Genomic DNA, 15389 nt, shown 5'->3' with positions numbered 1-15389 from the left:
AAATGGCAAACGCACTTGTAAGCATACAAATCATACCGAAAACAAAAAATGGGGAAAATGTTATCCCATATGTTGACGAAGCCATCAGCGTAATACAGGAATCCGGGGTTAAATATGAAGTTCATCCCCTGGAAACCACGATGGAAGGTGATCTGGAGCATTTATTGAAAATCATCGCAGATATGAATACCAAAATGATTGAAATAGGAAGCAGGAATGTTATCTCACAGGTGAAGATTCTTTATCAGCCAACTGGAATTGAAATGAATGATTTAACGGAGAAATACCGTCCATGAAAAATGTTCTAATGAAAGGATGGAGACCGGCTGCGGTTCTCCTCCTTTTATTCATTGTGTGGGAGCTGGCAGTCCTGCTGGCTGAAATCCCTGCATGGCTGCTGCCGCCGCCGACTGATATTTTTCAGGAAGCAATTACCGGATGGGACGGCTTTCGCCTTCATCTTCAATCCACTGTCATGCTTTCTTTACTGGGGTTTGCGATTGGTACGGGAATCGGCTTGCTTACAGCCGTATTGCTGCACTTATTGCCTTTTTTAAGGGAGTCGATTTACCCGCTTCTCATCCTTTCGCAAAATGTACCAATCATTGTCCTGGCCCCTTTGCTTGTTGTGTGGTTTGGATTCGGCATTCTTCCGAAACTGATTGTCATCACATTAGTTTGCTTTTTCCCGATTACTGTTGCCGCTTTGGACGGTTTCAGGCAAACCCCCCGAGAACTTAAGCACTATATGCTTATGGCAGGGGCAAGTAAAGGACAGCTGTTTTGGAAATTGGAACTTCCATATTCACTTCCTTCTTTATTTTCCGGCCTGAAAATCTCTGCAACCTACAGTGTAATGGGAGCTGTAATATCTGAATGGCTAGGCGCAAAGGCCGGTATTGGTGTGTATATGACACTTGCCTCCTCGTCGTTTCGGACGGACCGTGTATTCGTAGCCATCTTTGCCATCATGGTGCTTAGCTTGCTGTTTTTTGGAACTATTCTTTTGGCAGAGCGATTGCTGGTTAAATGGAAAACACAGGAGAGTGTTAAAAAATGATACAGTTATCCCTTGAGCATTTAACGAAAAGCTTTGAGTCAAACCTGGTTTTAAGCAATATGAGCTTTCATATAAACGATGGCGAATTTGTCTCGATCCTCGGTCCATCCGGAAGCGGGAAAAGCACTATATTTAACCTGATTGGCGGTTTGCTTCTGCCTGATGATGGTACGATTCGGCTGAGCGGAGAGAAAATCAACGGCAAACGGGGATCTATCAGCTATATGCCTCAAACACCTTCCTTAATGCCATGGAGAACGATTCTCCAGAACGTCCTGCTCGGCCAGGAGCTTAAAGGGAAGGCAAATCCTGAGACAGCCCGGGAAATGCTTCATAAAGCAGGGCTCACAGACTATGAAAATGCCTATCCACATGAGCTTTCAGGCGGGATGAAGCAAAGGGCTGCTTTTATTCGGGCACTCTTAAGCCCGCAGCCAGTCATCCTGCTGGATGAACCTTTTTCTGCTTTGGATGAACTGACCCGCCATGATATGCAAAAATGGCTGCTTGACATATGGAGTGAACATAAGCCGACCATCTTATTTGTAACACATAATATAGAAGAAGCGATATATCTTTCTGACCGTATACTAATTCTCAGCAGCAAGCCCGCTAAAGTAGTCCATGAATTTAACGTGCCCTTTTCCCGGCCTAGAGAAGGAGAACTCCTGCTCGATGAAAAATTCCTGGCATGCAAAAAAGAAATACATACGGCCTTGAAAAATCAATAGAGGTGAATATTTTGGATAAATTAATTGATGCCCATATTCATCTTGATAAATATAGCGATGAAGAAATAACCGAAATCTTTAAAGATTCCTCTTTTCAGCTATCAGTCATTACGGTTTCATTTGATTTAGAGTCCTGCAAACGGAATCTTGGGCTCTCTTACGAATACCCTAATATAAAGCCTGCCTATGGTTTTCATCCTGAACAAGATTTGCCAAACGATCAGGAGCTTTCAGAACTCTTTTCCTGGATGGAAGCTCATAAAGATCAAATGACGGCTGTGGGAGAGGTCGGGCTGCCATACTATTTAAGGAGAAAGCAAGCTGGCAGTGCCTTTCAGATTGAAGGTTATATAGTTCTTCTCGAAGAATTTATTAAATTGGCTAAAAGATGGGAAAAGCCCATTGCCCTTCATGCTGTATATGATGATGCACCGATTGTATGCAATCTATTGGAAAAGCATTCTGTCCATAAGGCCCACTTTCATTGGTTTAAGGGTGACCATGCAACTGTCAGCAGGCTAATTTCCAACGGGTATTTCATATCCTTTACTCCAGATATCGTCTATGAAAAGGAAATTCAGGATCTTGTCCGTAATTATCCGCTGGATAAGATGATGGCAGAAACTGATGGGCCATGGCCCTTTCAAGGGCCGTTCAAAGGCCAGCATACCCATCCTTCGATGATGCATCATGCTATCAAAACCTTGGCAGATATAAAGAAGAAGCCATTAGAAAGTGTTTATAGACTGCTATACCAAAACACTAGAAGCTTCTATAATATATGATTTTATTAAACGTCTTTTATTAGGAACTTTGAAGCTGCTTATTTTTGGACTAGACGGCCATTTGATATCCAAATGGCCGTTTTAATGTTCTTCATCCATTTTTTAGTGAAGGGCTTGCTTCAAATACACTTTTTGATACCGCTTCTTTTCCTTAACCGAGTTATTGTTTTATTCGGCCTCCTTAGCAGCAGTTCTTTTATTCCACTTGCGTTCTTTATGCTGATCATACTCTTGGCCTTCGAAATATAAGAATAGTCATAATATACTAGATAAATATAATCATTTCGCACCATTCCTTATATTGGAAATTTAAGTTAATCTTATATTGGACGATACTTTTAGGAGGTATGAACTTGAAAAAATATATTTTCTTGCTATTGACTATTTTACTAGCTTTCTCTGGAAGTGTATTTGCACAGCCTAAAAGCGGTGCTGCAGATTTGAGTGAAAAAGAATTCATTAAGGCAGTAAAGAAGGCTGATGAGTATAAGGAATTTAAATCTTACTTCCTAACGGATGCTCCCGTACAGCCAAAGCCTCTTATTGATGAGAATGGCACCCAGTATGGGTGGGCTGTCCAATATGAAATGGAATATAATGCAAAAGAGTTTTTCATGAATGAAGATGCAATTGTAAATTTCTCCTCCCTTTTATCCTTTTCATACGAGTTCGATGGAAGCGGATTAAAAGCCCGCCTCGTTGACTATAGCAGGCTTATGGACGATCAGGCATTCTATGTAAAAGACCTGCGGAAAGGTGAGGAAAGCAAAATAGATGTTTCCGATAATAGCATGTTTCAAGAGTACCTCACTGAAGTGGAAGTGAAAAAGAAACAGATGCTCGAGGAGGCATCAAAAAACTTAGAGGTCTCTTCTGATCAAAATATAGCAGCAGGCGAACTCTGCTACTACTGTACAAAATATGAATGGCGCGGCGGTTATTCTTGTGCTCCAGCAGATATGGAATCTGAGGCTTCTGTCTCTTCCCAGCTGTCTGCAAGCGGTTTGAATGCAGATGCTGTTACGGCTTATTGCTATGTTCCACGCCACAAGGTGTGCGTTCAAGGAGAATGGAGGACTTACTGTCCAATACAATAAAAAAATCGGCTAAGCAGCAGCTTAGCCGATTTTTTAACCCTTGGTACCTGATGCTATGTTCGAACCTTCAATAAAGTGCTTTTGGAAGAAAAAGAATAACAGCACTACAGGAAGCAGCAACATAACTGACATGGCCATCAAGTAATGCCATTGTGTCTGTACTGTACCTTTGAAAGTTTGAAGACCGATTTGCAGGGTGTATAAGCTTTCATCATTTAAATACAATAATGGTCCGAGCAGGTCATTCCATGCCAGTTTAAGGAGTCTTTTGAATGCTTTCAGATATTGCTTTTAAGTATTCCAGGAAAAGGGCGCTTTCTTCAGTGGAAACTTTGTACACTTCTTCGCTAGCTGTTGGGCTGAAAAATACTTTGCCTTGCTCAACCCAGATTTTAAGCTTGATCGGCTCTTTGCCTTTTAACATGATTTGTACATCATAAAGCGGTTCAGATGAGAAAACTACATCTGCGGGCTGTGCAGAATCAATAGCATTTCTGGCTGCTTTTTCCCATTTTTCATCTTGTACGATCGCTGATTTGGCTGAATAATTCGGTTCTGCCGAAAATGTCTTCTCCGATTCCGATAAAGAAATTGCTGTCTGGGTAATAATACTATTGCCTATTTCAATCATGTCTGCCCCATTGCTGCCGCGGTTCATATAATCCTCAGAATAAATGAGGAATGCGAAAAGCAAACAGGCAGCCAATGCAGCGGCAGCAGTTAGAAAGCGAGGGAAAATGTTTCTTTCCAAAGCCGGTTTCCGTTCTATTTCATTGATTATTTTCCGAAAGCTCTCCTGTTTTTGTTTTTGCGGGCGTGGAATCCGGTTTAATTCACGGAAGGAATTATCGAATCCGGATGAGTTCTTCATGGATCTCCCCCCTTTTCTCCAGTTCTTTTTTTAGCGCTGCGAGTGCCCTGGAAGTGGTGATCTTTACTTTATTCTCATTCCAATTCAAAATTTCGGCCGTTTCCTTAATGGAAAACTCCTTTATTTTTCTTAAAATCAGCACTTCTTGATAGCTTAATTTCAAATGACGGATCGCTTCATATAAGAGCGTTACTTTTTCTCCCTTAATAATAATTTCCGTGGGAGTATCATCATCAGAAGGCAATTGTAATTTCTCAATGGAAAAAAATCTAAACCTGTTTTTCTTTCGCAAATAATCAATGGCAACATTTCTAGATATCCGTACAAGCCACGTAAAGATTTGAGATTCCCCATTAAATTGACTCATATATTTATAGGCTTTAATAAATGTGTCCTGGGTTAAATCTTCTGCAACCTCTTTATCGTTTACGAAAAGAAAAATGTACCCATAAATTCGGTCGCTATATTCGTTGTACATGTCTTCAAATGCTTCAGCAGATATTTTCTCCATTTGTGGCGCCCCCTCGCATATTATTAGACGAATCAGATGAAAAAAAGAAACACTATTTCGCTGCTTTTTAAGAAGAAGCTCTTAGTTTATATTTTCTCAGACAAAAATGAAGCAGCTCTCCCATATTGTACATATGAATATAAAGGAAAAAAGTAACCATTTGTCCTTTTCCTAAATTTAAATCTGTTACTACTGCTTCAAATTTGTCTAAATACACAATAGTGATAATAGGTCTGTAACATTCCAAATGTCATCTAAAATGAAAAAAACTGTGAACCTCACACCGCTAAACACCCATATTTTGGAATATAAATGGTTTTTTCTCCAAAGCAGGAAGATTGGCTTATCTGCCTGGATTACCCTTCTTTTTATTTATTTTACCATTCCAGAAAAATACTGCCTCCCTCCTTTTCCTTATTTTTTCCAACCATTTTCATCATTTACTTCAGTACTTTTTAAATGGTCCTTTTCTTCCAGAGACGGTCTATTATAGTTTGAAGGGGTTTCCTTTTTTTGGAACAATCATCAAAGATCTTCTCCCAACGCAACACAAAGAGATTAAGAATGGCGAATCTTTAAAAATTGAATTTGACAGCGAACCAGGAGTAACAGGTGTTTTTGCCATCAGAATGCCATTAATGAATACTGTGCACAGCTGAAAAACGCTGTTGATCTTTCCAATGATGGAAGAATCTCCAGGCCATTATGTCGGCTCTACACAGCAACATTGAATGTAAATGCGCCTGGTGTAGCAATTGAAGTGATGGCAACCGATGATTACGGAAACGAAACACACGAAAGATAGCTAATGTAAAGTTTTGGATAATTGATGCAAAGAAACAATAAGGGCTGTATTGAAAATAATTTTATTGAAAAAAGGCAGGCCCAGCTTCATTTGGGTCTGCCTTTTTCTTATTACAGCAGTTTTTTCTTATCTTTTAATAATTCCTTGAACTCTTGATCCAATTCAGCATATTTTCTGTCCTCTGGTGAAAGGGAACTCAGCTCTCCTAAAATGGCGGTGATTCGATTATCGATGACCATGATTTGTTGTTTCCTGGCATCTGTATTATTTCCCGATTGAGATTTCTTTGAATTTGCGCGAAATTCTTTTAGCCCCATTTCATACCTGATTATTTTGTTTTTTTCAAAGACAAGCAATCTATTGCTTAGCTGTTCCAAAAAATATAAATCATGCGAAATGATGATAAGCGTGCCTGTAAAATCTTTAAGCGTTTTCTCAAACTGTTCCCTGCTTGGCAAATCCAAATGATTCGTCGGTTCATCTAAAATGAGCACATCATATTCTTTCAAAAGCATATCTGTGAGCTTAATTCTTATTCGCTCCCCCATGCTTAGATGCTTAATCGGCTGATTTAACTTCGCTTCTTTCAATCCGAGATTTGCTAAAAGTGTCCTTGCCCTGAATATGGTTTCCCGATCTGTGAGACTAAGTGCTTCTATCGCATTTTTTTCTAACGGCAGGTCGCTGACATCCTGGCTTAAATAGGCAATCTTTAAGGAGGCGCTTTTCCACAGCTCTCCGCCAGATGCAGGTATTTCATTTAGCAGCATACGGATAAAAGAAGTCTTTCCTGCCCCATTTCCTCCAAGAATGCCGATTTTTTCACCGTGTTTTATATAAAAATGGCTTTCTGTAAAGAGAACCCTGTCAGCGAATATCTTTGAAAGGTCTTTGGCTTCAATAATTCTCTTCCCTCTTTTTCCAGAAGGATCAAACTGAAAATGAACCCTAGCCTCTTCATCCGGTTTTTCGACCTTATTTTTTTCCAGCTCCTGCTGAAGTCTCTTCATTTTAGACTTGACCTGCTGATCCATCTTTTTTGCTTTCACCCGGTGATATTCTTTAAAGCCCATTTGTCTATTTTCAGAAGGACTGCCTCCTTTAGTGGATTCCCGGTGGGCTTTTTCTGACCATTTTTTCAAATTGGCCATTTGGTTTTCAATCCGCTGGATATCCCTTTTCTGTACGTTATATTGATGGAGCTGAGCTTCATAGTTTTTTTCTTTTTGTTCCCGGTATGAACTGTAATTCCCAATATAGATCGAAAGATTGCCATTCTGCAGTTCAAAGATTTTCTGAGCTGCCTCATCAAGAAAATGGCGGTCATGGGAAATCATCAGAACAGGCCCGCTGAATTTGCTGATTTCGTTAATAAGCCATTCTATCCCCTTTAAATCCAGGTGGTTGGTCGGCTCATCCAAAATTAACATATCCGGTTTGGAAGACCAAACCTTCGCAAGAGACAGCTTTAGTCTTTCCCCGCCGCTTAATGACCTCAGCCTTTCTTGCTTCCACTCCTGAATATTTGCCAATCCCAATTTACTCGCCTGATGGAGTATTTCTTCATCAAATCTATGGTTTAATTCCTGAAAATCACTGACAGAATAATCCGCTGCCTGATGAAGATATCCAATCCTGAACGGCTCCTTCATCCGCTCGATTATCCCTGTATCCGCTAGAGTGCTTCCGAATAAAATATTAGCCAAAGTAGTTTTCCCAGTTCCATTCAAACCAACAAGGCCGATTCGATCTTGTTGGAAGATATCAAATTGAAGATTGGAAAAAACCATTTTATCCGCAAACGATTTTTGTATCTCTCTAGCCTTAAGAACCGGCATGTTTCTATTTTGCTGCTTGCTGCTTAATTGTTTATTTTTACCCATAAAAAAACCTCCCCGATTCCCGGAGAGGATCGTGCACCCATCTTTAGAATGGTGCAAAACATAAAAAAACGCACCTAAATAAACATTAATCCGCCAATAACCATAAATGGCTATCCTTTATAGATACCGATAAAAGGGGTGATTAAAATAGGGCACACTAATCCTATGTTCTCCGGGTAAAGCTTTTTAAAATATAAAAAGATACCAGAAAAAATAAGATTAGAACTTCATGCCCCTAAATCACCCTTTCAAACTTATTTGATTGTAGTATAGAATCCGGTGGCTATTTTTGTCAATAGACTTTTTGCAGATTGGGCCTTTGTGACCCTCCAGCTGCCAGCTTTGATTAATCAATACGAATATGCTTGTTGGTCAGTTCTTTAAGCATATTTAAGATCGTTGCCCGGTCTTCCTGATTGAAACCGCTCACCCATTCGGAGACAAGCTTATACTCCTTTTGATGCATCTCCCGCTGGAGTCCGCCTTCCAATATCGAATAAATCTCCCTCATCGTATTTTCCCTATCCTGTGTTTTAAATTCAGCCACTTCAGCCAACCTCCCATTTAGAATTTGTTGTTATTCATTTCCCCAATTGGAGTGATTGGAAACACAGATGAGAAGTTGGGAAGAGTTTTTTAGAGGTACTTTTACGCGCGATTTCCCGTCTTTCGGCGCGGAAGTTTCTCTTATGCGCGCGGGTCTCCCCATTTTGTGCGCAGGTTCATATATACATTTACCCGCAAACCGCTCCGTTCCCCAAAGGCTTGCTCCTTTCATGCGCCAGCCCCCAAATATGTATCCCTAAATAAAAAGAAAAGCAGGACTTCCCCTGCTTTTCTTTTACTCTATTACCACTTAAAGCAAGCAGCACCTACGATAATAAGCAAAATGAATAGAACAACGATTAATGCAAAACCGCCGCCATATCCAGCTCCGCCATAGCCATAGCCGCCATATCCGTAGCCGTACATTATAGAATCCCCTCCTTTACCGGGAAAACTTCATGCTGTTATTCTTTAGTATCCGTAGCCACCGTAACCCCAAGAAGCACCGATGATGATTAATAAAATAAACAATACAACTAGAAGGGCGAAACCTCCGCCGTATCCGCATCCGTCTGACATATTCAATTACCTCCTTTATTTGATTCAATATATCCTATTCAATTCACCCAATTTGTGCGATAGACGAATACACAGTTTTACCCGAAAAACAAGAAGCCTCCCTGGAGAAGGCTTCTTGTTTTTCTTGATATAACAGCATTTTCACCCTATTTATTTAGAAAAAAATAGGCATACTCATTATTTTTCTTTAACTGTTTTAGTTTCTGTCGCTTCTTGGGCTGACCCTTGATTATTATCTTTTAATTCCTCTGTGAGCTGATCCAGGCTTTGGCGGACGTTCCCTTTGCCTGAAAAATTCTGCAGGAGTTCCTTCACATCAATTCCAGATGAAGCTTTCAAGCTTTCCTGCATGGTGGACATCAAATTGGTGGCATAGCCGGTTACCTTATTGGCACCGCCATTTTTTCCGTCACTGCCCGTATCGACGACTGTGATTTTATCTATATTTGATAATGGGCTTGCCAGCTGTTTCGCATATTCAGGAAGCATTTTGATGACCATATCCATAATAGCTGCCTGGCCATACTGTTCAAAGGCTTCAGCAATTTTTCTTTTGGCTTCTGCTTCCGCAAAACCTTTGAGGCGAATGATTTCTGCATCAGTTTCACCTTGTGCGCGCTGGGAATCTGCCTTTGCCAAACCATCTGCCCTTACACGCTCAGCTTCCGCACGGGCTTGGGACTCGATTCGATATTGGTTGGCATCTGCCTCTGCGATTTGCTTTTTCTTTTCTGCCTCGGCCGCCTGTTCAACTGCGTACCGGTCTGCATCAGCCTTTTTCTTCACTTCGGAATCATACTGTCGTTCTCTTCTTAATATTTCTTTTTCTTCGAGCTCGATTTGCTTTTGACGCTCAATGATGCGGATTTGCATTTCATGCTCGGTTACTTCCTGCTTGGCACGGGCTGTCTCCAGATCATACGCCTGGTCGGCACGGGCCTTGGCGATGTCCTGGTCCCTTCTGTAGTCAGCCATTTTCATTTGATTTTCTTTCTCTGCTTCCGCTATTTCAGTTGCTCTTTCAAGCTCGGCCTTTTTGGCATCCTTATCCGCTTCAGCCCGCTTAATCCGGGTTTCTTTTTCGGCTTCTGCAGTTGCAATATCAGCATCCCTTTTAACCTGGGCAATTCTTGGCCTTCCCAGTGAATCCAGGTAGCCATTTTTATCGCGGACATCCTTAATGGTAAAAGAAACTATAATCAGACCCATTTTGGCCAAATCCTGAGAAGCAACCCTCTGGACCTCCTGAGAAAATTTATCGCGATTTTTGTATATTTCTTCAACCGTCATTGAACCAAGAATGGATCTTAAATGTCCTTCGAGAACTTCCTTTGCTTCATTCTCGCGGTCTTCTTTTGACTTGCCGAGGAATTGTTCGGCTGCAGTAGCAATTTCTCCGATGCTTCCGCCTATTTTAATAATTGCCGTTCCGTCTGCCATGACTGGAACTCCCTGCTCGGTATATACCTCCGGAGTAGTTACCTCCAGTTTGCTTGATAGCAGACTCAATGGTTCTGCCTGCTGGAATACAGGCAGGACAAAGGCTCCTCCTCCTCTGATTATTTTTATTTTGTTTCCTGATTCATCAATATGGACATTCTTGCTGCCCAAGTAGCTCCCAGTTACGATTAAAGCTTCATCCGGCCCTGCTGTCCGGTATTTTGTAATAAATACGCCCAATAATGCTATCAATAAAAAAGCGGCAATACCGGCGACGATCCACACCATTAGCATTCTGTTTCCCCCTATCTATATTTGTTCATGTTCCATAACTTGAATGACTCCATTATCCACATCGACAATCAGGACTTTTTTTCCTTCTGCAATAAAAGTATTTTCATAGCTTTCAGCCGGCTTTGATATCCTTCCGCTAATATTCTCAATCATAACCTCGCCGTAACCGTCTTTAGGTATAGGAATTAAAACAGTCCCAACCCTTCCCCTTAACGACTCCTCTGTATAGACAAGGGATTCCTCAGCAGAAGACAAAGGAACCAGGACAAAAACATTCAGCAGTGTGTCCAAAATCAAAGCAATCGCGGCTCCTATTAAAAGATTAACGAGGCTATTAAGTGAAGTCAGCAATTCCAAAATATACCCTGCAGCTGAAGTAAATGTGATAAAAGCAAGAAGCAGCACCGGATTTAAAAAGCTTGCTGCCTCACCAAGCCCCTCAGCCATATCGCCAAAAAAAATGTACAAAATAATTAAAATTCCTGAAAAAATAAGTGTGTAGAGATAAATTGTTTGAATAGGCAATCCGAATAATTCCATAGGCAAGCATCCTTATCAATATGTTTTTTGAAAGCAAATCGCACTCTTTCCCTGCATCGCCTTTAAAAAAGTTAAACCCTTTCCTCCCTTCCTGATAATCCCATTACTAGGATAATTTATATACGGCCGAAAACTTTAAAATGTTTCGTTTTCTCGGAAATAATTCTTTAAATTAAGACAAGTTTCTAGCAGAGCTCTAAATTTGTGTATTAAATTAAATAGCTTGTCTATCTTTCAGCCCATTTTTGTCATTTTAAAGCCTCCTTTTGCATACCTTATTCAGGGAGAAAAAACCATTTTTTAGGATTAAGTGCCGAGAAATGGTGGAATAGAGAAATATACTTAGTTAGTGGAGGGATAGGGAATATGACAAGGACTGAACTACACTTGGAAAAGCCAAGAAGCAAATTTATACTTGTGTCAATTATCCTATTGGGCAGTTTAATCGCACTCTTTACAGCTCTTTATTTTTATTCTCAAAGCCTTATAACAATTGAAGCGCCAAAGAAAGATCTTGGACAAAAAATCGTCATTCAGCTTCCTTCTGGAAAAAGCGTATTTACCTATGAAAATCTGGTTGTAAAAGAAGAAGGAAAGCTTTTTTACAAAGGGGAAAGAAATACACTGGACTTGACCGGAGGAATTATCCTGTATGAGGAATGGGAATGAATTCTCTTTATATAAAAAGCTTTGTCCCTCATAGGGGACAAAGCTTTGTTACATTTTAATAGTAATATCCTCCATAAGGATAATATGGATATGGTGGATAGTAATACGGATATGGTGGATAATAATAAGGCGGTCTTGCTAACGCACCCAGGGCCAATCCTCCTAAAAAGCCTCCAAAGAAAGGAAAGCCAAAGCCAAACCCAAACCCTGGTCTGCCAAATCCAAATCCTGGCCTTCCAAACCCAAACGGCCTAATCCTTTGGTCCGTATAATAAATTTCTTGTGGCATATTATTCATTTTAATCCTCCTCATTTAATTTCTAATAGAAATACCCACTAAATCATATTCATTTTTTAAAAATAGGAATGGGTTTTTGTCCCGATTAAATAAAAAAAGGAAGAAAGGATCTCCCTTCTTCCCATTTGGTTCATTAACTATGAACTCCTAAAGCAAGCTGTGCATACCGGGACATTCTTTCTTTCGTCCAAGGCGGACTCCAAACAATATCTACATTAACAGTCTTGAATTCTTCTACATTTTCCAGGATACTTGCTTTCACCCCTGCCATGATGTGCCCGGCCAGCGGACAGCCCATTGAAGTCATGGTCATAACAATATGCGCTTTATCTTCCTCGATGGTTACTTCATAGATCAAGCCCAGGTTAACAATATCTATTCCAAGCTCAGGGTCGATAACCTCTTCTAATGCTTCGAAAACCTTATCTTTAAGCTGAGAGCTCATTTTCTGATACCTCCATTTGGATTATTAATGAGGATTTATTCTCATTATAGAAACTCAAGAGGCATTTCGAAGTGAGAGGCATCACACGTTGGTCCAAAAGCTGCTTTTTTCGATTTTTTATGAGAGTTTTTACTCAAAGAGAATAAAACTTATATTTTTAATGTCAGTTCCGCCATTCTTTGTGGCAGGTTTCCATCCGGAACTTTCGTTTATTTGCGGTTTGCTCTGTTCTATGTACGAATAACTCTGATTTATTTGCGGATAAATTTTTTTATAGACCAATTTATTTACACATTAAATTTTTTAATTACGTATAGCTGTTATTTATATACAGTTTTCATCTTGACAGATTTCTGGGCACTCCAAGGAGGAAAAAGCCGGCCAATCCCTTGGCCAGCCGGCTATAATACTAAAGTTTTTTATTTTACCTTAGGGAAGCCGAATCCGGATGCATAGTCATCGCCTGTGGCAGCACCGCTGCCGCCTTTAATGTCGTTTAACTTTGCTCGGTTTTGAAGTTCTGCACGCAGCTGGGTATTGCTCATATTTGTATTGGATGACCAGATTTTTGCAGCAAGCCCCGAGACGTGTGGAGTGGCCATGGATGTTCCGCTAATGGTGTTGTAGGATCCGTTGTACCAGGTTGATTCAATGGCGCGTCCCGGAGCAGAGACTTCCACGTCCCGTTCCTGGATGACATAGTCTCCGTCAGTAAGAGGGTTGCCACGTGAAGAGAAATCCGCCACACGGTATGTACCGTTCTCCTGAACATCTTCGAGAGCTGCTACAGCAATCGCATTTGATAGTGCTCCCGGATAGCCAATAGTATTGCTTCCAGGACCGCTGTTTCCTGCTGCGGCTACAACCAGGGCACCTTTGCCGTAAGCATAATCGACCGCACTTGCAATCATGGAATCTTTACTGCTGGATCCCAGTGACATTGAAATGATTACGTTCGAACCTGTCCGTTCTGCTTCGTCAGCAGCATGCCTGATGGCACCGGCAATATCATCCGAATATCCTGATCCGCGGTCATTCAGCACTTTATATGCCCAAAGGTCTGCATCTGGTGCAACGCCATAAACCCCCTGGCCATTCGCCCCGCCATGAGCGAGCACCGTACCAGCCACATGCGTTCCATGGCCGTTCCTATCATTGCAGGAGCCGTTTACAAGCGGGTCCTTTCTTTGCGTGAAATCCTTGCATTGCTCATCGTTTCCTGCCAAATCGGCATGCCCGGTATATACCCCTGTATCAAGGACAGCCACTTTTATGCCGTTTCCACCTGAAGTGACTTGGATGCTGCCGTCATTATAAATCGCTTCAATTCCCCAAGGAGTGCCATCAGATGGAACTGCTTCAGTCCCGGTTCCTGGTTTGGCATCGATTGTGTGTTCCTGTACGAGCTGGATTTTTACATTTTTATTTTTAAGCAATGCCTGGTATTGTTTACTGTTCACATTGGTTGTAAAACCTTTTTCGTCAAAGTCCCACCTTGCTTCATATTGGGTTTTCAGTTTATTTTTTTCATCGGAAGGGCCCTGAATCCAAACACGGTAATCCTCCTTTGCCTCCGGGGCCTGACCGAATGCACCTGCTGAAAACATTGACAATCCCATTGTCATACTGAGTAATGCTGTTCCCAAAACTCTTTTTTTCTTCATTCCTTCTCTCCTCTCAATTTGTAATATTTCCGTCTCACATGTTGTATATTTAGTATATTTAAAATATTCCGAAACCATCAATAAGCCATTCTATTTATTTTATATCAATAGAACTACTACCAAATAACTGTCCGCTCAAAAAGTATCAGGCCTATTGATTCAATTACACAAAGAATCTATTTTAGAGTGACGAATATTTGACAAAATGTTTTCGTATCCTTTAAGATGAGCAAAAAATTGCGAGGAGAAATGACTGTGAAGGTAATGAAAAATGCTTTTTTTACAGCTTTGGCAACAGTTATCTCATTTTTCGGCATTAAAAAGATTGCCAGCTCTACACATAAAATAAAAAAAATTGGCCATCGCGGTGCGGCCGGGTATTGTCCTGAAAATACATTCCCTTCTTATGACCGTGCACTTGAAATGGGTGCAGATTATCTTGAAATAGATGTCCAATTGAGCAAGGATGGAAAACTTGTGGTGATTCACGATACGCTGGTTGACCGTACGACCGACAATAAAGGAAAGGTCTCTGATTATACCTTTGATGAGCTGAGGAAGATGGATGCAGGAAGCTGGTTTTCCCAAAAGTTCCGCGGTGCTTGCATTCCATCGTTTGAAGAGGTTTTGGATGCATATGCGGACCGTGTAGGGCTGTTAATTGAATTGAAAAAGCCATCCTTATATCCTGGAATCGAGGAACTTATAGCAAAGGAACTAAAAAAACGGAAGCTCCATCTTATAGGAGAAGATCATATTATTGTTCAATCCTTTGAAACGGAGTCAATAAGAAAATTCCATGAACTGCTACCGGAAGTGCCCGTCGGCATCTTAATAAATTATCCACCTGACAAGATTGAAATTAAAGAGATAGCCAAATATGCGAGTTATGTAAATCCAAAATGGACAGTGGTTAATAAGCGTGTGATTAATCTCATCCATGCAAATGGCATGAAAGCAGTATCCTGGACTGTCAGATCGAAAAGAGAAGCTGAAAAATTGAAGCATTATCCTTTGGATGGGATTGTTGCTGACTATTTGGATCTTATTGAGTAATAAAAAGGGAGCAGACCTTCTGAACTGAACCCCGAATAGTAGACACTTTAAAAAAAGTGGATCTATTCGGGGATTTTTGTTTTTTCTAGCTTAAAACCCCGTTATACTAAAATTT

The 15389-nt window shown here is 40.7% G+C and carries 19 protein-coding genes; 8 read left to right on the top strand and 11 right to left on the bottom strand.

Annotation, left to right across the window (positions count from 1 at the left end):
* The first annotated feature begins 2 nt into the window (after positions 1 to 2).
* The 5 genes from DFO73_RS25375 to DFO73_RS25355 all read left to right on the top strand — a co-directional run bounded on the left by DFO73_RS25375 (position 3) and on the right by DFO73_RS25355 (position 3673).
* Entirely contained in the window at positions 3 to 296 is a 294-nt protein-coding gene (locus DFO73_RS25375; protein ID WP_110067470.1) for a thiamine-binding protein, read from the top strand.
* Entirely contained in the window at positions 293 to 1060 is a 768-nt protein-coding gene (locus DFO73_RS25370; RefSeq protein WP_110067469.1) for an ABC transporter permease, read from the top strand. The genes DFO73_RS25375 and DFO73_RS25370 overlap by 4 nt, the downstream gene beginning before the upstream one ends.
* The gene (locus DFO73_RS25365; protein ID WP_110067468.1) at positions 1057 to 1791 is read left to right on the top strand and encodes an ABC transporter ATP-binding protein; all 735 of its coding nucleotides are present in this window, start codon (positions 1057 to 1059) and stop codon (positions 1789 to 1791) included. Before DFO73_RS25370 ends, DFO73_RS25365 begins: the two co-directional genes overlap by 4 nt.
* An 11-nt stretch (positions 1792 to 1802) precedes the next feature.
* On the top strand, positions 1803 to 2576 hold the full coding sequence (locus tag DFO73_RS25360) for a TatD family hydrolase (RefSeq protein WP_110067515.1): 774 nt from the start codon (positions 1803 to 1805) through the stop codon (positions 2574 to 2576).
* A 353-nt stretch (positions 2577 to 2929) separates the two neighbouring features.
* Positions 2930 to 3673, top strand: a complete 744-nt coding sequence (locus tag DFO73_RS25355; protein WP_110067467.1) for a hypothetical protein — start codon at positions 2930 to 2932, stop codon at positions 3671 to 3673.
* Between the two features lie 256 nt (positions 3674 to 3929).
* Here the strand turns inward: DFO73_RS25355 and DFO73_RS25345 are convergent, their stop codons facing one another.
* The gene (locus DFO73_RS25345) at positions 3930 to 4544 is read right to left on the bottom strand and encodes a hypothetical protein (RefSeq protein ID WP_110067466.1); all 615 of its coding nucleotides are present in this window, start codon (positions 4542 to 4544) and stop codon (positions 3930 to 3932) included.
* Positions 4519 to 5055: an RNA polymerase sigma factor gene (locus DFO73_RS25340; RefSeq protein ID WP_110067465.1), complete on the bottom strand. Its 537-nt coding sequence runs from the start codon at positions 5053 to 5055 to the stop codon at positions 4519 to 4521. Before DFO73_RS25340 ends, DFO73_RS25345 begins: the two co-directional genes overlap by 26 nt.
* Before the next feature lie 338 nt (positions 5056 to 5393).
* Here DFO73_RS25340 and DFO73_RS25335 point away from each other — a divergent pair, with 338 nt between their 5' ends.
* Complete coding sequence (locus DFO73_RS25335; protein WP_110067464.1) at positions 5394 to 5714, top strand: hypothetical protein; 321 nt, start codon at positions 5394 to 5396, stop codon at positions 5712 to 5714.
* A 256-nt stretch (positions 5715 to 5970) separates the two neighbouring features.
* Here the strand turns inward: DFO73_RS25335 and abc-f are convergent, their stop codons facing one another.
* The 6 genes from abc-f to DFO73_RS25300 all read right to left on the bottom strand — a co-directional run bounded on the left by abc-f (position 5971) and on the right by DFO73_RS25300 (position 11142).
* Positions 5971 to 7743, bottom strand: coding sequence for a ribosomal protection-like ABC-F family protein (gene abc-f / locus DFO73_RS25330; RefSeq protein WP_110067463.1), 1773 nt, complete (start codon positions 7741 to 7743; stop codon positions 5971 to 5973).
* A 346-nt stretch (positions 7744 to 8089) separates the two neighbouring features.
* Complete coding sequence (locus DFO73_RS25325) at positions 8090 to 8290, bottom strand: hypothetical protein (RefSeq protein ID WP_110067462.1); 201 nt, start codon at positions 8288 to 8290, stop codon at positions 8090 to 8092.
* A gap of 302 nt (positions 8291 to 8592) precedes the next feature.
* Complete coding sequence (locus tag DFO73_RS25315) at positions 8593 to 8715, bottom strand: YjcZ family sporulation protein (protein ID WP_110067460.1); 123 nt, start codon at positions 8713 to 8715, stop codon at positions 8593 to 8595.
* A gap of 45 nt (positions 8716 to 8760) precedes the next feature.
* Positions 8761 to 8868 (bottom strand): YjcZ family sporulation protein, encoded by a 108-nt coding sequence (locus DFO73_RS25310; protein WP_110067459.1) that lies wholly within the window; start codon positions 8866 to 8868, stop codon positions 8761 to 8763.
* A gap of 177 nt (positions 8869 to 9045) precedes the next feature.
* Entirely contained in the window at positions 9046 to 10602 is a 1557-nt protein-coding gene (locus DFO73_RS25305) for a flotillin family protein (protein ID WP_110067458.1), read from the bottom strand.
* 15 nt (positions 10603 to 10617) lie between these two features.
* Complete coding sequence (locus tag DFO73_RS25300) at positions 10618 to 11142, bottom strand: NfeD family protein (RefSeq protein WP_110067457.1); 525 nt, start codon at positions 11140 to 11142, stop codon at positions 10618 to 10620.
* A 366-nt stretch (positions 11143 to 11508) separates the two neighbouring features.
* Here DFO73_RS25300 and DFO73_RS25295 point away from each other — a divergent pair, with 366 nt between their 5' ends.
* Entirely contained in the window at positions 11509 to 11811 is a 303-nt protein-coding gene (locus DFO73_RS25295; RefSeq protein WP_110067456.1) for a hypothetical protein, read from the top strand.
* A gap of 55 nt (positions 11812 to 11866) precedes the next feature.
* On the opposite strand, the gene DFO73_RS25290 is transcribed toward DFO73_RS25295, so the two are convergent.
* From DFO73_RS25290 to DFO73_RS25280, 3 genes are all read right to left on the bottom strand, one after another.
* A complete protein-coding gene (locus tag DFO73_RS25290) occupies positions 11867 to 12109 on the bottom strand; it encodes a spore coat protein (RefSeq protein ID WP_110067455.1) in 243 nt (80 codons plus the stop codon).
* Positions 12110 to 12242: 133 nt separating this feature from the next.
* The gene (locus DFO73_RS25285; RefSeq protein WP_110067454.1) at positions 12243 to 12554 is read right to left on the bottom strand and encodes a metal-sulfur cluster assembly factor; all 312 of its coding nucleotides are present in this window, start codon (positions 12552 to 12554) and stop codon (positions 12243 to 12245) included.
* A 419-nt stretch (positions 12555 to 12973) separates the two neighbouring features.
* A complete protein-coding gene (locus DFO73_RS25280) occupies positions 12974 to 14218 on the bottom strand; it encodes a S8 family peptidase (RefSeq protein ID WP_110067453.1) in 1245 nt (414 codons plus the stop codon).
* Positions 14219 to 14467: 249 nt separating this feature from the next.
* On the opposite strand from DFO73_RS25280, the gene DFO73_RS25275 reads away from it, so the two are divergent.
* Positions 14468 to 15274 (top strand): glycerophosphodiester phosphodiesterase, encoded by an 807-nt coding sequence (locus tag DFO73_RS25275; RefSeq protein WP_258309766.1) that lies wholly within the window; start codon positions 14468 to 14470, stop codon positions 15272 to 15274.
* Positions 15275 to 15389 lie beyond the last annotated feature (115 nt).

The sequence above is a fragment of the Cytobacillus oceanisediminis genome (genome assembly GCF_003182355.1).
Lineage (GTDB): Bacteria > Bacillota > Bacilli > Bacillales > Cytobacillaceae > Cytobacillus > Cytobacillus oceanisediminis_A.
Note: the sequence above shows the minus strand (reverse complement) of the source record. Positions and strands in the feature narration are given on the sequence as shown.

Bases quoted from the DNA above. Each gene is read 5' to 3' on its own strand.
- DFO73_RS25285 (WP_110067454.1), bottom strand. From the start codon at position 12,554: ATGAGCTCTCAGCTTAAAGATAAGGTTTTCGAAGCATTAGAAGAGGTT.
- DFO73_RS25365 (WP_110067468.1), top strand. From the start codon at position 1,057: ATGATACAGTTATCCCTTGAGCATTTAACGAAAAGCTTTGAGTCAAAC.
- DFO73_RS25315 (WP_110067460.1), bottom strand. From the start codon at position 8,715: ATGTACGGCTACGGATATGGCGGCTATGGCTATGGCGGAGCTGGATAT.
- DFO73_RS25340 (WP_110067465.1), bottom strand. From the start codon at position 5,055: ATGGAGAAAATATCTGCTGAAGCATTTGAAGACATGTACAACGAATAT.
- DFO73_RS25310 (WP_110067459.1), bottom strand. From the start codon at position 8,868: ATGTCAGACGGATGCGGATACGGCGGAGGTTTCGCCCTTCTAGTTGTA.
- DFO73_RS25370 (WP_110067469.1), top strand. From the start codon at position 293: ATGAAAAATGTTCTAATGAAAGGATGGAGACCGGCTGCGGTTCTCCTC.
- abc-f (WP_110067463.1), bottom strand. From the start codon at position 7,743: ATGGGTAAAAATAAACAATTAAGCAGCAAGCAGCAAAATAGAAACATG.
- DFO73_RS25305 (WP_110067458.1), bottom strand. From the start codon at position 10,602: ATGCTAATGGTGTGGATCGTCGCCGGTATTGCCGCTTTTTTATTGATA.
- DFO73_RS25375 (WP_110067470.1), top strand. From the start codon at position 3: ATGGCAAACGCACTTGTAAGCATACAAATCATACCGAAAACAAAAAAT.
- DFO73_RS25280 (WP_110067453.1), bottom strand. From the start codon at position 14,218: ATGAAGAAAAAAAGAGTTTTGGGAACAGCATTACTCAGTATGACAATG.
- DFO73_RS25300 (WP_110067457.1), bottom strand. From the start codon at position 11,142: ATGGAATTATTCGGATTGCCTATTCAAACAATTTATCTCTACACACTT.
- DFO73_RS25275 (WP_258309766.1), top strand. From the start codon at position 14,468: ATGACTGTGAAGGTAATGAAAAATGCTTTTTTTACAGCTTTGGCAACA.
- DFO73_RS25345 (WP_110067466.1), bottom strand. From the start codon at position 4,544: ATGAAGAACTCATCCGGATTCGATAATTCCTTCCGTGAATTAAACCGG.
- DFO73_RS25295 (WP_110067456.1), top strand. From the start codon at position 11,509: ATGACAAGGACTGAACTACACTTGGAAAAGCCAAGAAGCAAATTTATA.
- DFO73_RS25290 (WP_110067455.1), bottom strand. From the start codon at position 12,109: ATGAATAATATGCCACAAGAAATTTATTATACGGACCAAAGGATTAGG.